Source organism: Vogesella sp. AC12 (assembly GCF_024437575.1).
GTDB classification, from domain to species: domain Bacteria; phylum Pseudomonadota; class Gammaproteobacteria; order Burkholderiales; family Chromobacteriaceae; genus Vogesella; species Vogesella indigofera.
Map to the genome: position 1 here is coordinate 13,734 of NZ_JANFNU010000001.1, position 21,926 is coordinate 35,659.

Below are 21,926 nucleotides of genomic sequence, written 5' to 3' on the forward strand. Positions count from 1 at the left end.
TGTCGTGGGTCTTGTTCTTCGCCGCTTGGCCGGTCTCCGCGGCGGGCTGTTGCCTGTTCTCCAATGCTTGCCGGCGCAGCTGCCGTGCTGGTCGCTACCGTAGACAGGAAAGCCGCTTGGCAGCGGCTTTCCTTGGGGTCGGAGCTTGCCTTGCGGCCAACCTCAGGCGGTGTGGAAGCGGCTGAAGCTCTGACGGATCTCCTCGGTCAGTTCGCTCATGCGCGCGGCGGCGGAGACAGCCTCGTCGGCGGCCTCGCGGTTGCGCTGGGCGATGGCGGTGATGCGCTGCACTTCTCGCGACACCTGCTCGCCGGAGCGGGCCTGGTCGGATAGCGAGCTGGCGATCGACAGCACGCTCTGGCCGACGGTCTCGGTGCCGCTCTGGATCGCGACAATCGATTCGCCGGCGCGCTGGCCCTGTGCCGCGCTGGTGTGGGCGCGTTCCACCGACTGGTTCATCGCTTCCACCGCCTGTTGCGAGCTGACGCGGATGGCGCCGATCATCTCGGCGATTTCACCGGTGGCCTTGGTGGTGCGCTCGGCCAGCTTGCGCACCTCGTCGGCGACCACGGCAAAGCCGCGGCCCTGTTCGCCGGCGCGGGCGGCCTCAATGGCGGCGTTCAGCGCCAGCAGGTTGGTCTGGTCGGCGACGTCGCGGATGACCGACACGATGTTGTCGATGGTCTGCGACTGGCGGCCCAGCTCGTGGATGCTGCCGGCGGTGGACTTGATCAGGGTGCTGATGGCATCCATTTCGCGTACCGCGCCCTGGATCACTTCCACGCCCTGGCGGGCATCGCCGCTGGCGGTGCGGGCCGCGCTTTCGGCGCTGCCGGCGCTGTGGTGCAGTTCCTGTACGCCGACGGCCATCTGCTGGATCACGCTGGCCATCTCGTCGGCGGCACGGTTCTGTTCTTCGGAGCGGCTGACCAGACGCTGCATGGTGTTGCGCAGTTCATCCGAGGCGGCGCTGCTTTCCTGCACGCTACGCTCGACGGTGCGCAGGGCGCCGTTCAGTTCGCTGGTCATCCGCGACAGGTTGTACAGCAGCGAGCTGTTGTCGCCCTTGCCGATCTTGACGCTGATGCCGAGGTTGCCGTGCGCGATCTCCTTCATCACTTCCGCGGCGTAATCCGGTTCGCCGCCAATCTGGCGCGTCAGCGAGCGGGCAATCAGCAGTGCCACCATGATGCTGGCGCCGACGCTGGCAATGATGGCGATGATCGCCGCCAGCATGGTTTCCTTCAGCGTGCTGGTGGTGGACGCTTTCTGCTCTTCCATCACCTGGGTGTGGTAGGCGATCAGTTTGTCCAGCTGCATGCTGAGCAGGCGCTCCTGCGGTTCCAGTTTTTCCGAGACGATGATCGAGGCGTCCCATTTCTGGCGCACGATCATCGGCAGCAGCTTGTCGACCAGGACGTTGAATTCCTTCATCGACTTGTCGATCTTGCCGACCAGTTCCACCTCTTTCGGGTCCTTGGCCAGCGTCTGCATTTCCTTGAATTCCAGCTGCGCCTTGGCTGCCGATTTCTTCAGGATGTCGAGTTTTTCCTCGACCAGCTTGTCATCGCTTTCCAGCAGGATGGTGCGTGCCGCGTTGGTGACCGACAGCAGGGCGGCGCTCAGCGAGCGGGAGTTCTGGATCACCGGGATGCGGTATTCCACCAGTTCCGATACCCGTTCCTGAATGCCGCCGAGGCGGAACAGGGTAAAGGCCGAACCGAGCACCAGCAGGGTGATGACGGCACCGAAGCCCAGCGCCAGGCGCTGTGCCAGTTTTAGTTTCCCCATGATTTTGTCCTTGCAGAGTATTTTTTGTAGGTGATGTCGGGTGTGCGGCGCATACGGTGTGTGCCGCGTTTTGGTGTGGTCGATATTAAATGCAATTGTGATTCTTTAGAATCTTTATCGTAATCACCGCCACTTTGTGCAAGGACTTTACGGGCTGGCCGGCATTTTTGTCACGTTCCGTCTTGTTGTTGCGGCCAAGGTTGGCCGCAAGATGTGGTGGTCTTGCCGCAGCACGGCTCAGTGTTCGCGGCGGCGCAGCTGCTCGACGGTGTGCTTGATCAGCCAGTGTGCGATGGAGTGTCCGGCCGGGGTTGGCGGCAGGTGGTCGATGTCGAACCAGTCGGCGGCTTCGATCTCGCCCGGCTGCGGCGTGATCTCGCCGGCGGTGTATTCGGCGGTGAAGGCCAGCATCAGCGAGTGCGGGAACGGCCAAGATTGCGAACCGACATACTGTAGCTGCCGGATCCGGATGCCGACCTCTTCCGCCGTTTCGCGCTCGACGCAGGCTTCCAGCGTTTCGCCCGGCTCGACGAAGCCGGCGAGGGCGCTGTACAGGCCGGGACTGAAGTGCGGGCCGCGGGCGAGCAGGATTTCGCGGCCACGGGTGACCGCCACCATCATCGCCGGCGACAGACGCGGGTAGTACAGCTCGCCACAGGACGGACAGCCGCGGCCGTGATCGTGCCGGTGCGCTTGCAGCGGCTGGGCGCAGGCGCCGCAAAAGCGGTGGCTGTGCTCGAAGCGCCGCAACTGTGCGGCACGGGCCAGTAGCGGTACCGCATCGGCCGGGAGGCCTTGCAACGCCTGGCGCAGGGTGTGGGCCTGCCACTGTGGCGGGGCCGCGCCGATCAACTCGGCGCTGAACAGGTTGAATTGGCCGTTGTGGCCGATGAAGTGCGGATTGCTGCTGTGCGCCGGGCGTTGCGCGGGAAAGGCCCCGGCATCGAGCCAGACTTGCTGGCCATCAAACAGGCACCAGCGGGTGGGCAGGCTAGGGTCGGCAACGGCGGGTAAATGGAGTGTCATGGCGGCTGGGCTGGAAACGGATGTGCCGATTCTATGCCCTCGGTGCGTTTGGTGAAACCGGGTCGCGCATTTCAGGCGGCGAGGCGGGATGGCCAGGCCGCGGCGGGAAGCTGGCTGCCAGACGGGCTGGCGAATGGCGCTGCATGGTGCGGCGGGTGTCCGCTTGCGGCTGGCCGCAGCTGTGCCGGACTGCCTTGCGCCAGCAGGCGGCCGCCGGCCAGCAATACCAGCCACTGCGCGTGACTGGCGACAGGGCTGTGCTCGGGCAGGGTGCAGACGATGGTGCGCCCGGTCGGCGCCAGCCGCACCAGCCGCTGCATCAGCAGCAGTTGTTGCTGTGCAGAGAGATGCGCGGTCCATTGATCCAGCAACAATAGTGGCGCGGGCTGGGCCAGACTGCGGGCGATGCGCGCCAGTTGCTGTTCGCTGGGAGTCAGGTTGGCCAGCCTTTGTCCGGCTTGTGCCTCCAGTGCGACCAGTCGCAAGGCCAGGGTGGCGGAGTCACGATCCAGTGGCGACGGTCGCAGCAGCCAGCGCGAGGCCGGCAGGCGGCCTTGCAGCACGTAATCAAATAGCCGTTGCCGCGGATTGGTGGCGGCGGGCGCCAGCCCGGCAATGCGGGCATCGTGGCGGCCTGCTGGTAGCGGCTGGCCAAACAGGCGGCCCTGCTGCGGGCCGTGTGCGCCGGCCAATGCCTGCAGTAGCAGGCTGTGTTCCGGGGTGTGGGCGGCAATGACGGCGGTGACGCGGTGGGCCGGGATTTGCAGTTGCTGGCAATCGAGCAGGCTGTCGTTGCCGCGGCGAACCTGTAGTCGCTCAATCTGGTAGGCGAGATCTGGCATTGGCTGCTCCTAAGTTGATTGCCGGGTTGCGGCGATCCGGACTTGCGCTGGCCGCATGGCAGGCTCGGTGCCGGGGCGTGGTCGCCGGGCTTGCCTTGTCGTTGTGCGGGCGGATGCTTGCGGCGTTGCGGCCAACGTGCGTGCGGTGCTGTGCTAGGGCGCCTGCCGGCACGTGGTCCACATCCAATTTTTACTAAACAAGAATCATTATCAGACGATAGCGACTCTGCGCCTTGTCGGCAAGTGGGGGTTGTTTGGCGGAGGGGGGGGGGGGGGGGGGCGCAGCGGCGGCTGCGCCCGCGGGTGGTATTTCAGCTGGGCAGCTTGTCGCGCGTGGCGCGTGCTTCATTCACCAGGCGCTGGAACAGCTCGTTGACAGTGGGGACGTCGTCAAGCAGGCCCTGTACCTGGCCGATCAGCTGTACTCCGCGCTGATGATCGCCGTCCTCGATCGCCAGCCGGATCGACTCGGTGGCGGCGCCGAATTGCGCCAGCTGGCGCAGGTTCTGCGGCTGCGTCAGCATGCCCCCCAGTACCGTCTTGCCGATTGGCAGCTTCATGCGGTGCGCCATGCCCAGTGCGCGCCAGCCGGCCACCAGCAGGCCCAGCGGCTTGCGGGTCAGCTTGCGTGCAGTCGGGGTGTCCATCACCCGGCACCACAGGCCGTCGAAGTTGCGCGAGTAGATGGTGTCGCCGACGCTGCGCTGGCGAATCATGTTCTTGGTGGTGTGGTGTACCGGGCTTTCCTGGGTCATGGCGAGGCGGCTACCCATGGCAATGGCGTCGGCGCCCAGTGCCAGTGCCGCGATCAGCCCCTGGCCGGTGCCAAAGCCGCCGGCGGCGATGATGGGCAGCGAGCTGACCTTGCGGATGGCCGGAATCAGTACCAGCGAGGTGACTTCACCGCCGTGGGCGGCTGCCTCATGGCCGGTGACCAGCAGGGCGTCGACGCCGATCTTCTCTGCAGCAATGGCATGCTTCTCGGTGACCACGGTGGCGATGACCTTGCCGCCATAGCTGCTGGCGCGCTTGACGATCCAGTCGCCCTTGCCGAGCGAGAAATTGATCACCGGCACCTGCTCCTGCAGTGCCACTTCGGCGTTTTCCCTGGCACTGGGCATCATCAGGGTGCAGCCGATGCCGAACGGTTTGTCGGTCAGGCTGCGGATGTGGCGGATGGCGCTGCGTGTCTGCTCCGCGGTGAGCGGGCCGGTGGCAAGGATGCCGAGGCCGCCGGCGTTGCTGGTGGCGGCGACCAGTTCCGGGGTGGCGATATAGCTCATGCCGGGGCAGAGCAGGGGTAGCTGGACGCCAAAGGTCTCGGTGAAACGGGTGTGCATGATCGGGCGGCTCCTGAGGGCGGGAATGCGCTATTCTTGACACACTATTGGTTTTTTTTCAAACGGTCGTTTGATATGTATCTGATTGTGATTGCGTGGCTGTATGTGGTGCTGATGCTGGCGGTGGTGCAGGACAGCCTGATTCGCGCAGGCATTCTGCTGTTTTTCCTCGGTTTCCTGCCGACGCTGATCATGTTGCGTTTGCGCCGCCGCCGCATCCGGCGCCTGAAAAACCCGGACGGCGAATTTTGAGCGGCTGACGGCTTGAACCCGCCGTCGCGGCAATGCTACAATTGCGAGTTCCCTCAATGTCTGGGGGATATCACGCACATCCGTACCAAAGGGTGCCTTGTACGCAAGGTTGTCTGTACGGATGGAGGCATAACCCTTTAGGAGATTTAAATGTCCAACAATGTGACCATGCGTCAAATGCTTGAGGCCGGCGTTCACTTCGGCCACCAAACCCGTTTCTGGAACCCGAAAATGGCTCAGTACATTTTCGGCAGCCGTAACAAGATTCACATCATCAACCTGGAAAAGACTCTGCCACTGTTCGTTGGCGCCCAGGACTATGTGCGTCGTTTGACTGCTAACAAAGGCAACGTGCTGTTTGTGGGTACCAAGCGTCAGGCGCGTGAGATCGTCCGTGAAGAAGCGTCCCGTGCAGGCGCGCCATTCGTGGATCACCGCTGGTTGGGCGGTATGCTGACCAACTACAAGACCGTTAAGCAGTCCATCAAGCGCCTGGAAGACAAGCGCGCTGCCTTGGAACTGGCTGGCGATTCCGGCTTCAACAAGAAAGAGCTGCTGGACATGCAGCGCGAAGTTGAAAAGCTGGAGCGTTCGCTGGGTGGTATCAAGGACATGAAGGGCCTGCCAGACGCGATCTTCGTAATCGACACCGGCTACCAGAAAGGTGCCGTTGTTGAAGCCAAGAAGCTGGGCATCCCGGTTATCGGTGTTGTTGATACCAACAACTCGCCAGAAGGCATCGACTACGTAATCCCAGGTAACGATGACTCCAGCCGTGCCATCCGTCTGTACGCTCGCGGCATCGCCGACGCCGTACTGGAAGGCCGCGCCCAGTCGCTGCAGGAAATCGTTGCTGCTGAACCAGCTGCCGCTGAATAAGCTAAAGGGCAACGCGAAAAAGGGGCGCAAGCCCCTTTTTTCGAACCCTGATGAGACGTAACCGTATACTTTTGAAGGAGTAAGTCATGGCGGAAATTACCGCAAAGATGGTTGGCGACCTGCGCGCAGCGACTGGTCTGGGCATGATGGAATGCAAGAAGGCACTGGTTGAAGCCGAGGGTGATCTGGCCAAGGCCGAAGAAATCCTGCGCATCAAGTCCGGTAACAAGGCTTCCAAGATGGCCGGCCGTGTTGCTGCCGAAGGCATCATCGGTTCCTGCATCGAAGGTGGTGTTGGCGCGCTGGTGGAAGTGAACTGCGAAACCGACTTCGTTGCCAAGGATCCGACCTTCCTGGCACTGGCTGCTGCTGCTGCCAAGGCTGTGGTTGTGGCCAACCCTGCCGATGTCGAAGCGCTGTCCGCCGTTGAAATTGACGGTGTATCGGTAGAAGAAATCCGCAAGGCCGCCATCGCCAAGCTGGGCGAGAACATGACCATCCGTCGTTTTGTTCGCTACAGCACCGAAGGCACCATCGCGACTTACCTGCACGGCGCCAAGATCGGTGTCATCGTTGACCTGAACGGCGACGAAGCCCTGGGTCGTGATGTCGCCATGCACATCGCCGCTTCCAAGCCGATCTGCGTGTCGAAAGACCAGGTTCCGGCCGAGACGCTGGAACAAGAGCGCAAGATCTACACCGCACAGGCAGCCGAATCCGGCAAGCCAGCCGACATCGTTGCCAAGATGGTTGAAGGCCGCGTGAACAAGTTCCTGGCCGAAGTGACCCTGGTGGGTCAGCCTTTCGTTAAGAACCCGGACGTGACTGTAGAAAAACTGCTGGCCGAGAAATCGGCTAAAGTGAATGCATTCGCGATGCTGGTTGTTGGCGAAGGCATCGAAAAAGCCGTAGTTGACTACGCTGCTGAAGTGGCCGCTGCTGCCAAGCTGTAATCCCCGTTAACTGAACGGTCCAACGGCACCCTGCTTGCAGGGTGCCGTTTTGCAAATTGAATTCTAACCCCACGCCCGAGGTGATCATGAGCCAAGCTCCTGCCTATAAACGAATCTTGCTGAAATTGTCCGGTGAGGCCCTGATGGGTGATGACAGTTACGGTATCAACCGTGCCACCATCGAACAAATTGTCGGTCAGATCAAAGAAGTGGTGGCGATGGGGATCGAGGTGGGTATCGTCATTGGTGGCGGCAACATCTTCCGTGGCGTGGCGCCTGCCGCTGCCGGCATGGATCGCGCCACCGCCGACTACATGGGCATGATGGCGACGGTGATGAACGCGCTGGCGCTGAAGGATGCGATGACCAAGGTTGGCCTCATCGCCCGCGTGCAGTCGGCACTGACCATGCAGCAGATCGCCGAGCCTTACGTGCGCGGCAAGGCGATGCAGTACCTGGAAGAGGGCAAGGTCGTCATCTTCGCCGCCGGTACCGGCAACCCGTTCTTCACCACCGATACCGCGGCTGCACTGCGCGGCATGGAAATGAACGTGGACATCATGCTGAAGGCGACCAAGGTGGACGGCGTGTACACCGATGACCCGAAGAAAAACCCGGATGCGGTGCGTTACCAGACGCTGACCTTCGACGAGGCCATCTCGCGCAACCTCAAGGTGATGGACGCGACCGCGTTTGCACTGTGCCGCGACCAGCAGCTGAATATCAAGGTGTTCAGCATCTTCAAGGACGGCGCGCTCAAGCGCGTGGTGCTTGGCGAAGACGAAGGCACGCTGGTACACTGCTGAGCCTAATGAATATGGATAGGGCGGAAGCGGCGTCAGCCGTTTTCCGCTTTGTTTTTTAGAGATACAACGGGAGTAATCATGATTAATGACGTGAAAAAATCGGCCGAGCACAAGATGCAAAAGACCCTCGAAACCTTCAAGGCAGACCTTGCCAAGGTGCGTACCGGTCGTGCCCATACCGGTCTGCTCGATCACGTCATGGTGGAATACTATGGCAGTGACGTGCCGGTCAACCAGGTGGCCAATGTGACGCTGATCGACGCCCGTACCATCGGCGTGCAGCCGTGGGAAAAGAACATGGCCGGCAAGATCGAAAAAGCGATCCGTGACTGTGATCTGGGTCTGAACCCGGCCAGCATGGGCGACCTGATTCGCGTGCCGATGCCGATGCTGACCGAAGAGCGCCGCCGCGACCTGATCAAGGTAGTACGCAGCGAAGCCGAAGGCGCGCGCGTGTCGGTGCGCAATGTGCGTCGCGACTCCAACAACGACTTCAAGAACCTGCTCAAGGACAAGGCCATCACCGAGGACGAAGAGCGCCGCGGCCAGGACGAAATCCAGAAGCTGACCGACAAGTATACCGCCGAGATCGACAAGGCATTGGCGACCAAAGAAGCCGAACTGCTGGCCGTATAAGGGGTATCGCTTGTTCGCGAGTTCCACGCAGGATGTGCCCGAGGTACGACCCGTACCCCGGCATATCGCCATCATCATGGATGGCAACGGCCGCTGGGCCAAGAAGCGCTTTCTGCCGCGCGTTGCCGGCCACAAGCGCGGGCTGGAGTCGGTGCGCGACACCATCAAGGCCTGTGCCGACCAGGGTGTCGAATACCTGACCCTGTTCGCGTTTTCCACCGAAAACTGGCGCCGTCCGCCGGATGAGGTCAGCTTCCTGATGGGGTTGTTCATGACCGCGCTGGAGCGCGAGGTGGACAAGCTGCACCGCAACAACATCCGCCTGTACGTGGTCGGTTCGCGCGAACGCTTCTCCGCCGAAATCGTCGAACGCATCGAGCGCGCCGAGGCGCGCACCGCCGGCAATGCCGGGCTGGTGCTGACCGTCGCCGCTGACTACGGCGGCCGCTGGGACGTGATGCAGGCCGCCAACCGGCTGCTGGCACAAGGCGCAACCCGGCTGGACGAGGCTGCCCTTGCGGCCAACCTGTCGATGGCCTACGCCCCGGAACCGGACCTGTTCATCCGTACCGGTGGCGAGCAGCGCATCAGCAATTTTCTGCTGTGGCAGCTGGCCTATACCGAGTTGTTCTTTACCGATTTGCTGTGGCCGGATTTCGATGCGCAGGCATTGACCTCGGCGGTGGCATCGTTCCGGTCTCGTGAGCGCCGTTTCGGCCGTACCAGCGAGCAACTGCCCGAAACCCAACGCCGAGGCTGAGTCATGCTCAAGACGCGTATTCTGACGGCGCTGGTGCTGCTTCCGCTGATGCTGGCGGCGCTGTTCCTGTTCAATGGCGTGGCCTGGGCCGGTTTTTCCTGGCTGATCATCGTGCTGGCGCTGTGGGAGTTCGCCCGCATGGCCCGCCTTGATGGTGCCGTACGCTACGTTTATCTGGCGGTGTCGACCGTGGTTGCCGCCGGCCTGTGGCTGCAGGGCTTTGTCGCGCCGGCGGCGCTGATGGCGCTGTCGCTGCTGGTGTGGCTGCTGCTGGCACCGTGCTGGCTGGCCAAACGTTGGCCGCTGCCCACTGGCTTGCCGGCGATGTTGCTGGGCTGGCTGTTGCTGTTTCCGGCATGGTTCGCCTTCCTCGCGTGGCGGCCGCAACCTACCGTCGCCGATGGCCTGCAGCTGCTGGCTGTGATGGGACTGGTGTGGGTGGCCGACATCGCCGCCTATTTTGCCGGCAAGGCCTTTGGCAAGCACAAACTGGCACCGACGATCAGTCCCGGCAAGAGCTGGGAAGGAGTCGCCGGCGCGGTGGTCGGCGTCTCGCTGTACAGCTGGCTGGTGACACAATGGGGCTGGCTCAACGTGCCGCTGTCGCCGTTATGGCTGCTGCCGCTGGCGATCGGCCTGACCGCGGTCAGCGTGGTCGGCGACCTGCTGGAGTCCTGGTTCAAGCGCAGCGCCGGCATCAAGGACAGCAGCCAGCTGCTGCCGGGTCATGGCGGGGTGTACGACCGTATTGATAGCCTGATTGCCGTGCTGGCGGTGTCCCATGCGCTCCGTCTTTTGCTGGTCTGAATCATGAACCGTTCTCAAGGTATTACCGTACTTGGCGCCACCGGCAGCATCGGCGTCAACACTCTCGACGTGGTGGCTTGCCACCCCGGGCGTTATCACGTGGTGGCGCTGACCGCGCATCGCCAGGTCGACAAGCTGTTTGCGCAATGCTTGCAGTTCCGTCCCTTGCTGGCGGTGGTGGCCGATGCATCGGCCGCCAGCCAGTTGCAGCAGCGGCTGCGTGACGCGGGGTGCTCGACCGAAGTGGCTTACGGCGAGGCGGCGCTGGAAGTGGCGGCGACCCTGCCGGAGGCGGACATGGTGATGGCGGCCATCGTCGGTGCCGCCGGCCTGCGGCCAACGTTGGCCGCAGCGCGGCTGGGCAAGCGCATCCTGCTGGCGAACAAGGAGTCGCTGGTGGTTGCCGGCGAGCTGTTCATGCGCACGGTGCGTGACAGTGGTGCCGAACTGCTACCGGTGGATAGCGAGCACAATGCGCTGTTCCAGGCCTTGCCGGCGGCCTATGACGGCAACCTCGACCGCAATGGCATCGAGCAGCTGATCCTGACCGCGTCCGGCGGCCCGTTCCGCCAGCGCGATGCGGCCAGCCTGCGCCACGTCACGCCCGACGACGCCTGCAATCATCCGAACTGGGTGATGGGGCGCAAGATTTCCGTCGACTCCGCCACCCTGATGAACAAGGGGCTGGAAGTAATCGAGGCGCACTGGCTGTTCAATGCCCCGGCCGACCGTATCGACGTGGTGGTGCATCCGCAAAGCGTGATCCACTCCATGGTGCGCTACAAGGACGGCTCGGTGCTGGCGCAGCTGGGCTCGCCCGACATGCGCACGCCGATTGCCTACGCGATGGGCTGGCCGGAGCGCATTGCCGCACCGGTGAAGGCGCTGGACTTCCTGGCCCTGTCCGGGCTGACGTTCGAGGCGCCGGACCTGCAACGCTTCCCCTGTCTGCGGCTGGCGTTCGATGCCTTGCGCGCCGGTGGTGCTGCCTCGGCGGTGCTCAATGCTGCCAACGAGATCGCCGTCGAGGCCTTCCTGCAGCAGCGCATTGCCTTTCTCGATATTCCCAATCTGGTGGAGCGTGCGCTGCAAACGCAGGACCTGTCCGCCTGCCACGAGCTGGAAGCCCTCTTGCAGCGTGATGCGGATACCCGTCGCCAGGTGCTGGCCTGGGTGGCCGCATAATGGCCTTGCTGGCCTTCCTGCTGGTGATCGGGGTGCTGGTCACCTTTCACGAGTTTGGCCACTATGTCGCCGCTCGCTATTGCGGGGTCAAGGTGCTGGAGTTCTCCATCGGTTTCGGCCGGCCGCTGTTGACCTGGCAGCGCGGCGAAACCAGCTGGAAAATCGGCTGGATTCCGCTGGGCGGCTTCGTACGCATGCTCGACAGCCGCGAGGCAGCGGTGTCGGCTGCTGACTTGCCGCGTGCCTTCAACCAGCGTCCGCCGTGGCAGAAAATCCTGATTTCGATCGCCGGGCCGCTGGCCAACTTGCTGCTAGCGGTGTTGCTGTTCTTTGTGGTGATGCAGGGTGAGCAGACCCGTCTGCTGCCCTATGTCGGCAGCGTCGCGCCACAGTCGGCGGCGGCGGCGGCCGGCGTGCTGCCCGGTGATCACATCCGGGCGGTCAACGATACCGAGGTCGCCGACTGGCACGCGCTGCGTGGCGGGCTCAGTGACGCCATTGCCCTCGATGGCCGCATGGTGCTGTACATCGCCCGTGACGGCGTGGACATGACGCTGGCGGTGAACTTGCCGGCATTCGGCCTGCAGCAGCTCAACGAGCAGAGCCTCGCCCGGCTCGGTTTGTCGCCGCTGCGTTACCATCTGGCGCTGGGCGAGTTGGCGCCGGACGGCGCGGCGGCACGGGCCGGCCTGCGCCAGGGCGACCGTTTGCTGGGCGCGGATGGTCAGCCGCTGGCGTCGTGGCCGGCGTGGGTCAGCTATGTGCAGGCCCGTCCCGGGCAGGCCATCCGCTTGCGCATCCAGCGCGACAGCCAGTTGCGCGAGGTGGTGCTGACGCCGGACAGCAGCGAGTACAACGGGCAAAAGGTTGGCCGCATCGGTGCCGGCGCGCTGCCCGATGTGGCGTGGCAGCAGAAAATCGAACAGCGGGTGACGGTAGGGGCAGGCGAGGCGTTGCAGCAGGCGCTGGCACGCACGGCTAGCCTCATGGCATCCAGTTTGCGTATGATTGGTGCGATGTTTACCGGTACGGTGGCGCTGGAAGCGCTGAGCGGGCCGCTGACCATCGCCGATTACGCCGGCAAGAGCGCCGACCTGGGGCTGGTGCCGCTGCTGGAGTTCATGGCGCTGATCAGCGTCAGTCTGGGGGTATTCAACCTGTTACCTGTGCCGGTGCTGGATGGCGGGCACTTGCTGTATCATGTCGCGGAGTGGATACGCGGGCGACCGTTGCCCGATCGAGTATATGAAATCGGTCAGCGTTTGGGGATGGCTTTCATCATGACAGTCATGTTGCTGGCCCTGTTCAATGACTTCGGCCGGCTTTTTGCCGGCTAGGATTATAAAAACCATGAACAAACGCTTTCTTGTGGCGGCACTTGCCGCCACTTTCCTGTCGCCGGCCTGGGCTGCCGACAGTTTTGTGATCAAGGATATTCGCGTTGAAGGTCTGCAGCGTACCGAGCCCGGTACCGTATTCAGCTACCTTCCGCTCAAGGTGGGGGATACCTTCACCCAGCAGCAAGCCGCCGATGCCATCAAGGCACTGTTCGCCACCGGCTTCTTCAACGACGTGCGCATTGAGACCGAGGGTGACGTGCTGATCCTGGCGGTCAGCGAGCGCCCGGTGATCGCACAACTGCAGATCAACGGCGCCAAGGAGTTCAGTAAGGACCAGCTGGTCAAGGCACTGAAGGACAACGGCCTCGCCGAGTCGCGCATCTTTGATCAGGGCTTGCTCGACCAGGCGGTACAGGAACTGAAACGCCAGTATTTCAGCAAGGGCAAGTACTCGGTAGAGATCCAGCCGCAGCTGACGCGACTGGAGCGTAACCGTGTGGCGGTAACGCTGGACATCGTGGAAGGCATTACCGCTAAGATCCGCGATATCCGCATCGTCGGTGCCAAGGCGTTCGAGCAGGACGAGCTGCTGGAAGAAATGGCGCTGACCCCGTCGGGCTGGCTGTCGTGGCTGTCGCGTTCCGACCAGTATTCGCGCCAGCAGCTGTCTGCCGACCTGGAGAAGCTGCGTGCCTTCTACCAGAACCAGGGTTACGTCGAGTTCAACATCGAATCGACACAGGTGGCGATCAGCGCAGACAAGAAGGACATGTTCGTCACCGTCAACATCCGCGAGGGCGAGCAGTTCCGCATTGCCGATGTCCGTCTCGGCGGCGACCTGAAACTGCCGGAAGCCGAGCTGCGCAAGCTGCTGCTGGTGAAGCAGGGCGACCTGTTCAACCGTGAGCAGGTCAACGAAACCGTGACCGCGCTGTCCGACCGGCTGGGTGCGGAAGGCTATGCCTTTGCCAACGTCAATGTCGCGCCGGAAGTGGACGCCAAGACCAAGCAGGTGACGCTGACCTTCTTCGTCGACCCGGGCCGTCTCACCTCGGTACGTCGGGTCAGCATCGCCGGCAACACCCGTACCCGTGACGAGGTCATTCGTCGCGAGTTGCGCCAGCTGGAAAGCGCGCAATACAACGGCGAGGGCGTCAAGCGCAGCAAGGAACGTCTGGAGCTGCTAGGCTACTTCGAAAGCGTCAACATCGAAACCCCGCCGGTGGTCGATACCCCGGACCAGGTAGACATGAACGTGACGGTGAAGGAACGCCCGACCGGTTCCATCCAGGCCGGTGTCGGCTTTGCCCAGGGTGACGGCCTGCAGTTGAGCGCCTCGGTGTCGCAGGCCAACGTGCTGGGTTCCGGCAAGTCGCTGTCGGTCAGCTTTGCCAACGGCAAGACCAACAAGAACGCGTCGATCTCGTTTACCGATCCGTACTACACCGTCGATGGCGTCAGCCTTGGCTACGACCTGTACAGCCGCAGCTACAATCCGCAAAAAGCGGACCGCGCACAGTACAGTACCAAGACCACCGGTCTGGCCGCCCGCTTCGGCGTGCCGATCACCGAGTACGATCGTATCAGCTTCAGCTTCGGCGCTGAAAACACCACGATCAAGCTGTACGAAGACAGTCCGCAGCGCTACGAGGACTTTGTCGCGCAGTATGGTGCCAGCAACATGACCCTATTGGCCTCTGCCGGCTGGTCGCGTGATACCCGTGATAGCGCCTTGTGGCCGACGCGCGGTGCCAGCATGAGCGTGTACGCCGATGCCGGCCTGCCGGGCGGCGACATCCAGTATTACCGCCTGTCGCACAACCAGACCTGGTTCTGGCCGCTGTCGAAGAACTACACGCTGGCGCTGGGTGGCGAAATCGGCATGGCCAATGGCTATGGCCGGACCAGCCGCTTGCCGTTCTTCCAGAACTACTACATCGGCGGTATCGGCTCGGTGCGCGGCTACGACAACGGCAGCCTCGGCCCGCTGGACAGCAATGGCGATGCCCTGGGCGGTACTCGCAAGCTGTCCTTCTCGGCAGAACTGCTGTTCCCGTTCCCCGGCATGAAGGATAATCGCAGCCTGCGCAGCAGTGTGTTCTTCGATGGTGGCACGCTGTGGGATGACAAGGACACATCGGTAACGGCATCCAGCGGCGCGCGCTACTCGACCGGTCTGGCGCTGTCGTGGTTGTCGCCGGTGGGGCCGATGAAGTTCAGCTACGCGTTCCCGATTGGCAGCAAAGAAACCGACAAGTTGCAGCGCTTCCAGTTTACATTGGGGCAGGTTTTCTAAGGATTCAGGGTGGCAAGAATGATGCTGAAAGCAGTGCTTTGCAGTGTTGGGCTGATGCTGGCGGTGCCGGCGTCGGCGGCCGACTTCAAGATGGGTTACGTCAATACCGAGCGCGTTTATCGCGAGGCGGCACCGGCGGTCAATGCCCAGAAAAAGCTGGAAAAGGAGTTCGCGGTACGCGAGGCGGATCTGAAGCGCTTGGCGGCCAAGGGCAAGGAGCTGGAAGCAGGCATCGCCCGCAACAAGGTGCCGGAAGCCGAGCGCAAGGCGATGGAGCGTGATCTGGCCGCCACCGAGCGCGAGTATGCCGCCAAGATGCGCGACTTCCGCGACGACCTGAACCAGCGCCGAAACGAGGAGTTCGCGTCGGTGCAGGAGCGGGCCAACCGCATCATCAAGACCATCGCCGATCGCGAGCAGTACGACGTAATCCTGCAGGATGTGGTGTACGTCAGCCCCAAGCACGACATTACCGGCAAGGTCCTGAAAGAGCTGGAAAAGTAAGCCGGCACTGTCCGCCTTGTTACCTGAAGCCGACTCGTGTCGGCTTCATTTTTGATGCACACCATGAAACTATCTGCAATTGTGGCCGCCCTGGGCGGCGAGCTGCGTGGCGACGATCGTGAGATCCAGCGCCTGGCGCCGATGGATGAGGCCGGGGCGAGTGACATCACCTTCCTGGCCAATCCCAAGTATCGCAGCCAGCTGGCGTCCAGCGCAGCTGCGGCGGTGATCGTGAAGCCGGCGCTGGCGGAAGAGGCGGCCAAGGTTGGCCGCAGCCTGATCCTGGCGGCGGATCCGTACCTGTATTTTGCCAGGGTGGCGCGGCTGTTTAGCCCGCTGCCGGTGGCGCGTGGCGGCGTGCACCCGCGCGCGGTGGTGGCCGACGGCTGCCGCATCACCGCCAGCAGTGAGGTTCGCGAGCTGGTCAGCATCGGTCGCAACGTGACCATCGGCGAGCGCTGCATCCTGCATCCCGGCGTGGTGCTCGGTGACGATGTCTGCCTGGGCGACGACGTGGTGCTCTATCCCAATGTGGTCGTCTATCACGGCTGCCGCCTCGGCTCGCGGGTGATGGTGCACGCCGGCGCGGTGATCGGTGCCGACGGCTTCGGCCTCGCCTGGAACAGTGACCGCTGGTTCAAGATTCCGCAAACCGGCGTGGTGGTGATCGCCGACGATGTCGAAATCGGCGCCAATACCACCATCGACCGTGGCGCGCTGTCCGATACCGTGATCGGCGAGGGCGCCAAGCTCGACAACCAGATCCAGATTGCCCACAACGTGACGGTCGGCGCCCACACCGCGATGGCCGGTTGCGCCGCGGTGGCCGGCAGCACCCGCATCGGTGCGCGCTGCACCATCGGCGGCGCCGCGCGCATCATCGGCCATCTGGAGATCGCCGACGGCACCCATGTCGGCGCCGGTACCCTGATTTCCAAATCCATCCGCAAGGCGGATGCCTACACCGCGGTCTACCCGATGGCGACGCACAAGGAGTGGCTGGCCAATGCCGCCCATGTCCGCCATCTGGACGACCTGGTGACCCGTGTCAAACAACTTGAAAAAGCGCTGAGTACAGCGCAACAGAACAAGGACTGAACAGAATGACTGAAGCCGTATCTGCCGAAAACTGCGCCGTATCGATCGATGTCCGCGAGATCATGCGTTACCTGCCGCACCGTTACCCGTTCCTGCTGGTAGACCGCGTCACCGAGTTCGAGGCCAACAAGCGCATCAAGGCGCTGAAGAACGTCACCATCAACGAGCCATTCTTCATGGGGCACTTCGAGCAGTATCCGGTGATGCCGGGTGTGCTGATCATCGAGGCACTGGCGCAGGCCGCCGGCATCCTGTCGATCCGCAGCGTCGGCGAGCGTCCGGAGAACGAACTGTACTTCTTCGTTGGCATCGACAGCGCGCGCTTCAAGCGCCAGGTGGTGCCGGGCGACCAGCTGGTGCTGGAAGTGGAACAGCTGTCGATGAAGCGCGGCATTGCCAAATACAACGCCCGTGCCCTGGTCGACGGCCAGGTGGCGTGCGAGGCGCAGATCATGTGCGCAAAACGCGAGGTGTAAGCATGGCCATTCATCCGACTGCCATCATCGCTGACGGGGCGCAGATCGCCCCCGACGTCGAAATTGGCGCATACAGCATCATCGGCGCCAATGTCAGCATCGACAGCGGCACCTGGGTCGGCCCGCACGTGGTGATCGAAGGTCATACCCGCATCGGCAAGAACAACCGCATTTTCCAGTTCTGCTCGCTGGGTGCGATGCCGCAGGACAAGAAGTACGCCGGTGAGCCGACACGGCTGGAAATCGGCGACAACAACACCATCCGCGAATTCTGCACCTTCAACATTGGCACCGCGCAGGATGGCGGTGTGACCCGCATCGGAAACGACAACTGGATCATGGCCTATGTCCATCTGGCGCACGACTGCCAGGTCGGTAACCACACCATCTTCGCCAACAACGCGACGCTGGCCGGCCACGTGCACATCGGTGACTGGGTGATTCTGGGCGGCTTCACCAGCGTGCACCAGTTCTGCCATATCGGCGCCCATGCCATGACCGCGTTCTCCAGCGCGGTGGCACAGGACGTGCCGCCGTATGTGATGGCACACGGCAACCGTGCGGTACCGTCCGGCATCAATGCCGAGGGTCTCAAGCGCCGCGGCTTTACTGCCGAGCAGATCCGCAACATCCGCAACGCCTACAAGTCGCTGTATCGCAAGGGCCTGTCGTTTGACGAGGCCAAGGCCGAGATCACGGCGCAGGCGGCGGAAGGCCGGGACGAGCTGGCGCTGTTCGTGCAATTCTTCGACACCGCAGGCCGGGGCATCATCCGTTAACCATGACTGACAAGCTGTTTGCCCGTCCGGCCAAGCTCAAGGTCGCCATGGTGGCTGGCGAGGCCTCCGGCGACCTGCTCGGCGCCCACCTGATGGATGCGCTGAAAGCGGCGCATCCCGACATCGCCTTCGCCGGTATCGGCGGGCCGCGCATGCTGGCGCGCGGCTTTGTCAGCCAGGTGCCACAGGAGCGGTTGGCGGTGCGCGGTTATGTCGAGGTGCTGTCGCGCCTGCCCGAGCTGCTGCGCATCCGTCGTCGCCTGCGCGACACCCTGCTGGCGGAAAAGCCGGACGTGTTCATCGGCATCGACGCGCCGGACTTCAACCTGCAGCTGGAAAAATGGCTGAAGCAGGCCGGCATTCCCACCGTGCACTACGTCAGCCCGTCGGTGTGGGCGTGGCGGCCGGAGCGGGTGGTGAAGATCGGCGAATCGGCGGATCAGGTGCTGTGCCTGTTCCCGATGGAAAAGCCGCTGTACGACGCCGCCGGCGTCAACGCCACCTTTGTCGGCCATCCGCTGGCCGGCGAGATCGCGATGCAGCCGGACCGTGAGGCGATGCGCGACCAGCTCGGCCTGCCGCGCGACGTGCCGGTGTTTGCCTTGCTGCCGGGTAGCCGCAAGAGCGAGCTGGACTACATGGGCGGGCTGTACATCGAGACCGCGCGCCTGCTGTTGCAGCAGTTCCCCGATGCGCAATTCCTGGTGCCGCTGGCGACGCGGCCAACCCTGGACCAGTTCGATCGCCTGCTGTCCGAACACAAGGCGTGGGACCTGCCGATCCGCAAGCTGATCGGGCACGCGCAGATGGCGATGATCGCCGCCGACGTGGTGCTGGTCACCAGCGGTACCGCGACGCTGGAAGTGGCGCTGACCAAGCGGCCGATGGTGATCAGCTACAAGCTGTCGTGGCTGACCTACCAGCTGGTCAAGCGCAAGCTGAAGCTGCCCTACGTCGGGCTGCCCAATATCCTCGCCAAGCGCTTCGTGGTGCCGGAGTTGCTGCAGCACGAGGCGACGCCGGCCAAGCTGGCCGCGGCGGTGGCCAACCTGTACCAGAACACCGAAGCGCGCGACGAGGTGATCAGCACCTTCACCGAGCTGCACCGCTCGCTGCAGCAGGACTCGGCGCGCCTGGCGGCACAGGCCATCCTCAAGTTGGCCGCATGCTGATCTGCGGCGTGGACGAGGCCGGGCGCGGGCCGCTGATCGGCTCGGTGTTCACCGCCGCGGTGATCCTCGATCCGGCGCGGCCGATCGCCGGCCTCGCCGACTCCAAGAAGCTGAGCGAAGCCCGGCGCGAGGCGCTGGCGCTGGAAATCCGCGACAAGGCGCTGGCCTGGCACATTGCCTTTGCCTCCGCCGCCGAGATCGACCAGCTGAACATCTTCCAGGCCACCATGCTGGCGATGGTGCGCGCCGTCGACGGCCTGGCGATCACGCCGGGCAAGGTGCTGATCGACGGCAACAAGATCCCGAAGACGCTGACGCTGCCGGCGGAAGCCATCGTCAAGGGCGACGCCAAGGTGCAGGAAATCTCCGCCGCCTCGATCCTGGCCAAGACCGCACGCGATGCGGAAATGATCGCGCTCGACCGACTGCATCCGCAGTACGGCTTCGCCCGCCACAAGGGCTATCCCACCACCGAGCACCTGGCCGCGCTGCAGCAGGCTGGGGTGCTGGCCGAGCACCGCCGCAGCTTTGCCCCGGTGCGCGAGGCGCTGGGACTGGCACAGGGCAGCCTGTTTTAAGGTTGGCCGCATGCGCAAGAGCAGTTTTCCGCCCGTCGTTGATGCCGACACCCGGCTGCTGATTCTCGGCTCGCTGCCGGGCGATGCCTCGCTGGCGGCGGCGCAGTACTACGCCCACCCGCGCAACCAGTTCTGGCGGTTGCTGTCGGCGCTCGGCGCGGTGGAGCTGAGCGCGCTGGCCTACCCGCAGCGGCTGGCGGCACTGCAGGCGCTGGGCGTCGGCTTGTGGGACGTGGTGGCCTCGGCGCAGCGCCGTGGCAGCCTCGACAGCGACATCCGCGATGTGGCATTCAACCCGCTGACCGAGCTGCTGGCAACATTGCCGGCGCTGCAGGCGGTGGCCTTCAACGGCAAGACCGCGGCCAAGGCGGCGCCGACCCTGGCCGCCAGCGGTCTCGACATCCTGCTGCTGCCGTCGTCCAGCCCGGCGCTGACCACGCCGTTCGAGAAAAAACTTGCCCAGTGGCAAGTGCTTGGCCGATATATCCTTCAATAATCAACCCGTTGCCGTACGCGCGGCGGGCCGGGAGGAAGGTCATGAACCACTACTGCATCTGGTTTGTCAGTCCCGATGATGCCGCCACCCGCCGTGCCGAGGTGACGCTGGACGGCACCATCCACAGCCATCGTGTGCTGGAGGAGATCGAGGCGCGCATCGCGCGCGATTGCGGCCTCAGCACCATCCTGATCACCCACTGGCAGCGCTTCGAGGAACCGCCGGCGACGCTGCCGCTGGAGCGCGCCGCCTGATCCGCCAAGCGGCGGATGTCCGCCCCGCCGCGTCTGTGAGAAGATGCGGCTTTCTCTTGTTCCGGTTTCCCATCATGCAAACAGTTGACCAAACCCGTGACTGGCTGCTTTCGCGTGCCCGTGTCGTCGATGCCATCGAGCAGGTGCCGCTGCTGGACGCCGCCGGCCGCGTGCTGGCGCGCGAGCTGGTCTCGCCGCTGGACGTGCCCCCCCATGACAACAGCGCGATGGACGGCTACGCCGTGCGCGCCGCCGATGCGGCCAACGTTTTGCCGGTCAGCCAGCGCATTCCCGCCGGTGCGCTGCCGCAGGCACTGGCCGCCGGCAGCGCGGCGCGCATCTTTACCGGCGCGGTGATCCCGCCGCAGGCCGACGCGGTGGTGATGCAGGAGCAGGCCGAGCTGCAGGCTGACGGCGGCGTGCGTTTCACCGCGCCGGTTCGCGCCGGGCAGAACATCCGCCGCCGCGGCGAGGACATCGCCGTCGGCCAGGTGGTGCTGGCCTGCGGCCAACGTTTGCGCGATGCCGACCTCGGCATCGCCGCCGCCATCGGCCAGCCGCAGCTGGCGGTGTTTCGCCGCCTGAAGGTGGCGGTGTTCTTCACCGGCGACGAGCTGGTGGAGCCGGGCGAGGCGGCGCCGGCCGGCAAGATCTACAACTCCAACCGCTACTGGCTGGTGCCGGCGCTGCGCCAGCTCGGCTGCGAGGTGATCGATCTGGGCATCATCGCCGACCAGCTGGACGCCACCCGCGCCGCGCTGCGCGATGCCGCCGCGCGTGCCGACGTGGTGATGACCTGCGGCGGGGTATCGGTGGGGGAGGAGGATCACGTCAAGGCGGCGGTGGAGGCTGAGGGCGAGCTGCAGCTGTGGAAAATCGCGATCAAGCCGGGCAAGCCGTTGGCCAGTGGCCGCATCGGCGACGCCGACTTCATCGGTCTGCCCGGCAACCCGGTGTCCGGTTACGTCACCTTTGCGGTGCTGGTGCGCGATTTCCTGCGCGCGCGCATGGGCGAGACGGTGCAAGGTTGGCCGCAGCCGCGCCTGCTGCCGGCCGCTTTCGACTGGCTCAAGCCGGACCAGAAACGTGAGGAATTCCTGCGCGTGCGCATCGTGGAACAGGACGGCCAGCAGCTGCTACAGCGTTTTGCCAACCAGGGTTCCGGAGTACTGACTTCCTGCGCCTGGGCCGATGGCCTGGTGCGCCTGCAGCCGGGGCAGAGCGTGCAGCCGGGTGACCTGTTGTCGGTGTATCCGCTGTGACCACGCTGCAATTCCTGCGCGACGGACAGCCGCTGGCCGAGGTCGACGCCAGCGCCGGCGACCTGCTGATCGACGTGGCGCGTTTTCACGAGGTGCCGCTGCACTGGCGCTGTGGGCAGGGCACCTGTGGCACCTGCGCGGTGCACATCGCACACGCCGGCCAGCCGGCCACGGTCAAGGTTGGCCGCAAGGAGCGCAATGTGCTGCTGCGGGCCGGCTTGATCGACGCCGCGCAGGCGGCGGCCGACACCTGGCCGGACACGCCGCAGACGGTGCGGCTGGCCTGTCATCTACTGGTCACCGATGCGCCGTGGCAGGTCACGCTGCCGCAAGATAATTAAGCTGCTGCCACCAAAGCCGCGTACAATGCGCGGCTGTTTTTTATGTTGACGAT

General features: G+C 64.0%; 24 protein-coding genes. 20 read left to right on the forward strand and 4 right to left on the reverse strand.

The window, feature by feature from the left end; genetic code table 11:
- Positions 1 to 162 precede the first annotated feature (162 nt).
- The 4 genes from NOM55_RS00080 to NOM55_RS00095 all read right to left on the reverse strand — a co-directional run bounded on the left by NOM55_RS00080 (position 163) and on the right by NOM55_RS00095 (position 4,999).
- On the reverse strand, positions 163 to 1,791 hold the full coding sequence (locus NOM55_RS00080; protein WP_255906817.1) for a methyl-accepting chemotaxis protein: 1,629 nt from the start codon (positions 1,789 to 1,791) through the stop codon (positions 163 to 165).
- 237 nt (positions 1,792 to 2,028) lie between these two features.
- A complete protein-coding gene (gene nudC, locus NOM55_RS00085; protein WP_255906819.1) occupies positions 2,029 to 2,817 on the reverse strand; it encodes an NAD(+) diphosphatase in 789 nt (262 codons plus the stop codon).
- Between the two features lie 71 nt (positions 2,818 to 2,888).
- Positions 2,889 to 3,659, reverse strand: a complete 771-nt coding sequence (locus tag NOM55_RS00090; RefSeq protein ID WP_255906821.1) for an ABC transporter ATP-binding protein — start codon at positions 3,657 to 3,659, stop codon at positions 2,889 to 2,891.
- A gap of 311 nt (positions 3,660 to 3,970) precedes the next feature.
- On the reverse strand, positions 3,971 to 4,999 hold the full coding sequence (locus NOM55_RS00095; RefSeq protein WP_255906822.1) for a nitronate monooxygenase family protein: 1,029 nt from the start codon (positions 4,997 to 4,999) through the stop codon (positions 3,971 to 3,973).
- A 36-nt stretch (positions 5,000 to 5,035) separates the two neighbouring features.
- On the opposite strand from NOM55_RS00095, the gene NOM55_RS00100 reads away from it, so the two are divergent.
- The 20 genes from NOM55_RS00100 to NOM55_RS00195 all read left to right on the forward strand — a co-directional run bounded on the left by NOM55_RS00100 (position 5,036) and on the right by NOM55_RS00195 (position 21,873).
- Entirely contained in the window at positions 5,036 to 5,251 is a 216-nt protein-coding gene (locus NOM55_RS00100; protein ID WP_255906823.1) for a hypothetical protein, read from the forward strand.
- A 150-nt stretch (positions 5,252 to 5,401) separates the two neighbouring features.
- Complete coding sequence (gene rpsB, locus NOM55_RS00105) at positions 5,402 to 6,130, forward strand: 30S ribosomal protein S2 (protein WP_047966511.1); 729 nt, start codon at positions 5,402 to 5,404, stop codon at positions 6,128 to 6,130.
- 86 nt (positions 6,131 to 6,216) lie between these two features.
- Entirely contained in the window at positions 6,217 to 7,083 is an 867-nt protein-coding gene (gene tsf / locus NOM55_RS00110) for a translation elongation factor Ts (protein ID WP_047966510.1), read from the forward strand.
- A gap of 86 nt (positions 7,084 to 7,169) precedes the next feature.
- On the forward strand, positions 7,170 to 7,889 hold the full coding sequence (gene pyrH, locus NOM55_RS00115) for a UMP kinase (protein WP_120809503.1): 720 nt from the start codon (positions 7,170 to 7,172) through the stop codon (positions 7,887 to 7,889).
- Between the two features lie 78 nt (positions 7,890 to 7,967).
- Positions 7,968 to 8,525, forward strand: coding sequence for a ribosome recycling factor (frr, locus tag NOM55_RS00120; protein WP_047966508.1), 558 nt, complete (start codon positions 7,968 to 7,970; stop codon positions 8,523 to 8,525).
- A gap of 10 nt (positions 8,526 to 8,535) precedes the next feature.
- A complete protein-coding gene (gene uppS, locus NOM55_RS00125) occupies positions 8,536 to 9,285 on the forward strand; it encodes a polyprenyl diphosphate synthase (protein ID WP_255906826.1) in 750 nt (249 codons plus the stop codon).
- A 3-nt stretch (positions 9,286 to 9,288) separates the two neighbouring features.
- The gene (locus NOM55_RS00130; RefSeq protein WP_255906829.1) at positions 9,289 to 10,092 is read left to right on the forward strand and encodes a phosphatidate cytidylyltransferase; all 804 of its coding nucleotides are present in this window, start codon (positions 9,289 to 9,291) and stop codon (positions 10,090 to 10,092) included.
- 3 nt (positions 10,093 to 10,095) lie between these two features.
- The gene (gene ispC / locus NOM55_RS00135) at positions 10,096 to 11,277 is read left to right on the forward strand and encodes a 1-deoxy-D-xylulose-5-phosphate reductoisomerase (protein WP_255906833.1); all 1,182 of its coding nucleotides are present in this window, start codon (positions 10,096 to 10,098) and stop codon (positions 11,275 to 11,277) included.
- On the forward strand, positions 11,277 to 12,614 hold the full coding sequence (gene rseP, locus NOM55_RS00140) for an RIP metalloprotease RseP (RefSeq protein WP_255906834.1): 1,338 nt from the start codon (positions 11,277 to 11,279) through the stop codon (positions 12,612 to 12,614). Before ispC ends, rseP begins: the two co-directional genes overlap by 1 nt.
- A 13-nt stretch (positions 12,615 to 12,627) precedes the next feature.
- Positions 12,628 to 14,913: an outer membrane protein assembly factor BamA gene (gene bamA / locus NOM55_RS00145; RefSeq protein ID WP_255906836.1), complete on the forward strand. Its 2,286-nt coding sequence runs from the start codon at positions 12,628 to 12,630 to the stop codon at positions 14,911 to 14,913.
- A gap of 18 nt (positions 14,914 to 14,931) precedes the next feature.
- Positions 14,932 to 15,417: an OmpH family outer membrane protein gene (locus tag NOM55_RS00150; protein ID WP_255906838.1), complete on the forward strand. Its 486-nt coding sequence runs from the start codon at positions 14,932 to 14,934 to the stop codon at positions 15,415 to 15,417.
- Between the two features lie 54 nt (positions 15,418 to 15,471).
- The gene (lpxD, locus tag NOM55_RS00155; RefSeq protein ID WP_370687849.1) at positions 15,472 to 16,515 is read left to right on the forward strand and encodes a UDP-3-O-(3-hydroxymyristoyl)glucosamine N-acyltransferase; all 1,044 of its coding nucleotides are present in this window, start codon (positions 15,472 to 15,474) and stop codon (positions 16,513 to 16,515) included.
- Positions 16,516 to 16,520: 5 nt separating this feature from the next.
- Positions 16,521 to 16,991 carry a 3-hydroxyacyl-ACP dehydratase FabZ gene (fabZ, locus tag NOM55_RS00160; protein ID WP_047966500.1) on the forward strand — a complete coding sequence of 157 codons (471 nt, stop codon included), beginning with the start codon at positions 16,521 to 16,523 and terminating at the stop codon, positions 16,989 to 16,991.
- Between the two features lie 2 nt (positions 16,992 to 16,993).
- On the forward strand, positions 16,994 to 17,770 hold the full coding sequence (gene lpxA / locus NOM55_RS00165) for an acyl-ACP--UDP-N-acetylglucosamine O-acyltransferase (RefSeq protein WP_047966499.1): 777 nt from the start codon (positions 16,994 to 16,996) through the stop codon (positions 17,768 to 17,770).
- A 2-nt stretch (positions 17,771 to 17,772) separates the two neighbouring features.
- The gene (gene lpxB / locus NOM55_RS00170; protein WP_255906842.1) at positions 17,773 to 18,942 is read left to right on the forward strand and encodes a lipid-A-disaccharide synthase; all 1,170 of its coding nucleotides are present in this window, start codon (positions 17,773 to 17,775) and stop codon (positions 18,940 to 18,942) included.
- On the forward strand, positions 18,936 to 19,520 hold the full coding sequence (gene rnhB, locus NOM55_RS00175) for a ribonuclease HII (protein ID WP_255906843.1): 585 nt from the start codon (positions 18,936 to 18,938) through the stop codon (positions 19,518 to 19,520). The genes lpxB and rnhB overlap by 7 nt, the downstream gene beginning before the upstream one ends.
- 10 nt (positions 19,521 to 19,530) lie before the next feature.
- Positions 19,531 to 20,016 carry a DNA-deoxyinosine glycosylase gene (locus tag NOM55_RS00180; RefSeq protein ID WP_255906844.1) on the forward strand — a complete coding sequence of 162 codons (486 nt, stop codon included), beginning with the start codon at positions 19,531 to 19,533 and terminating at the stop codon, positions 20,014 to 20,016.
- A gap of 41 nt (positions 20,017 to 20,057) precedes the next feature.
- Complete coding sequence (locus NOM55_RS00185; RefSeq protein ID WP_047966496.1) at positions 20,058 to 20,270, forward strand: hypothetical protein; 213 nt, start codon at positions 20,058 to 20,060, stop codon at positions 20,268 to 20,270.
- Between the two features lie 74 nt (positions 20,271 to 20,344).
- Entirely contained in the window at positions 20,345 to 21,532 is a 1,188-nt protein-coding gene (gene glp / locus NOM55_RS00190; RefSeq protein WP_255906845.1) for a gephyrin-like molybdotransferase Glp, read from the forward strand.
- On the forward strand, positions 21,529 to 21,873 hold the full coding sequence (locus NOM55_RS00195) for a 2Fe-2S iron-sulfur cluster binding domain-containing protein (protein ID WP_255906847.1): 345 nt from the start codon (positions 21,529 to 21,531) through the stop codon (positions 21,871 to 21,873). The genes glp and NOM55_RS00195 overlap by 4 nt, the downstream gene beginning before the upstream one ends.
- Positions 21,874 to 21,926 lie beyond the last annotated feature (53 nt).

Excerpts from the sequence above, each read along its gene's own strand:
- NOM55_RS00080 (WP_255906817.1), bottom strand. The coding sequence starts at position 1,791 with ATGGGGAAACTAAAACTGGCACAGCGCCTGGCGCTGGGCTTCGGTGCC.
- nudC (WP_255906819.1), bottom strand. The coding sequence starts at position 2,817 with ATGACACTCCATTTACCCGCCGTTGCCGACCCTAGCCTGCCCACCCGC.
- NOM55_RS00090 (WP_255906821.1), bottom strand. The coding sequence starts at position 3,659 with ATGCCAGATCTCGCCTACCAGATTGAGCGACTACAGGTTCGCCGCGGC.
- NOM55_RS00095 (WP_255906822.1), bottom strand. The coding sequence starts at position 4,999 with ATGCACACCCGTTTCACCGAGACCTTTGGCGTCCAGCTACCCCTGCTC.
- rpsB (WP_047966511.1), top strand. The coding sequence starts at position 5,402 with ATGTCCAACAATGTGACCATGCGTCAAATGCTTGAGGCCGGCGTTCAC.
- tsf (WP_047966510.1), top strand. The coding sequence starts at position 6,217 with ATGGCGGAAATTACCGCAAAGATGGTTGGCGACCTGCGCGCAGCGACT.
- pyrH (WP_120809503.1), top strand. The coding sequence starts at position 7,170 with ATGAGCCAAGCTCCTGCCTATAAACGAATCTTGCTGAAATTGTCCGGT.
- frr (WP_047966508.1), top strand. The coding sequence starts at position 7,968 with ATGATTAATGACGTGAAAAAATCGGCCGAGCACAAGATGCAAAAGACC.
- NOM55_RS00130 (WP_255906829.1), top strand. The coding sequence starts at position 9,289 with ATGCTCAAGACGCGTATTCTGACGGCGCTGGTGCTGCTTCCGCTGATG.
- ispC (WP_255906833.1), top strand. The coding sequence starts at position 10,096 with ATGAACCGTTCTCAAGGTATTACCGTACTTGGCGCCACCGGCAGCATC.
- rseP (WP_255906834.1), top strand. The coding sequence starts at position 11,277 with ATGGCCTTGCTGGCCTTCCTGCTGGTGATCGGGGTGCTGGTCACCTTT.
- bamA (WP_255906836.1), top strand. The coding sequence starts at position 12,628 with ATGAACAAACGCTTTCTTGTGGCGGCACTTGCCGCCACTTTCCTGTCG.
- NOM55_RS00150 (WP_255906838.1), top strand. The coding sequence starts at position 14,932 with ATGATGCTGAAAGCAGTGCTTTGCAGTGTTGGGCTGATGCTGGCGGTG.
- lpxD (WP_370687849.1), top strand. The coding sequence starts at position 15,472 with ATGCACACCATGAAACTATCTGCAATTGTGGCCGCCCTGGGCGGCGAG.
- fabZ (WP_047966500.1), top strand. The coding sequence starts at position 16,521 with ATGACTGAAGCCGTATCTGCCGAAAACTGCGCCGTATCGATCGATGTC.
- lpxA (WP_047966499.1), top strand. The coding sequence starts at position 16,994 with ATGGCCATTCATCCGACTGCCATCATCGCTGACGGGGCGCAGATCGCC.
- lpxB (WP_255906842.1), top strand. The coding sequence starts at position 17,773 with ATGACTGACAAGCTGTTTGCCCGTCCGGCCAAGCTCAAGGTCGCCATG.
- rnhB (WP_255906843.1), top strand. The coding sequence starts at position 18,936 with ATGCTGATCTGCGGCGTGGACGAGGCCGGGCGCGGGCCGCTGATCGGC.
- NOM55_RS00180 (WP_255906844.1), top strand. The coding sequence starts at position 19,531 with ATGCGCAAGAGCAGTTTTCCGCCCGTCGTTGATGCCGACACCCGGCTG.
- NOM55_RS00185 (WP_047966496.1), top strand. The coding sequence starts at position 20,058 with ATGAACCACTACTGCATCTGGTTTGTCAGTCCCGATGATGCCGCCACC.
- glp (WP_255906845.1), top strand. The coding sequence starts at position 20,345 with ATGCAAACAGTTGACCAAACCCGTGACTGGCTGCTTTCGCGTGCCCGT.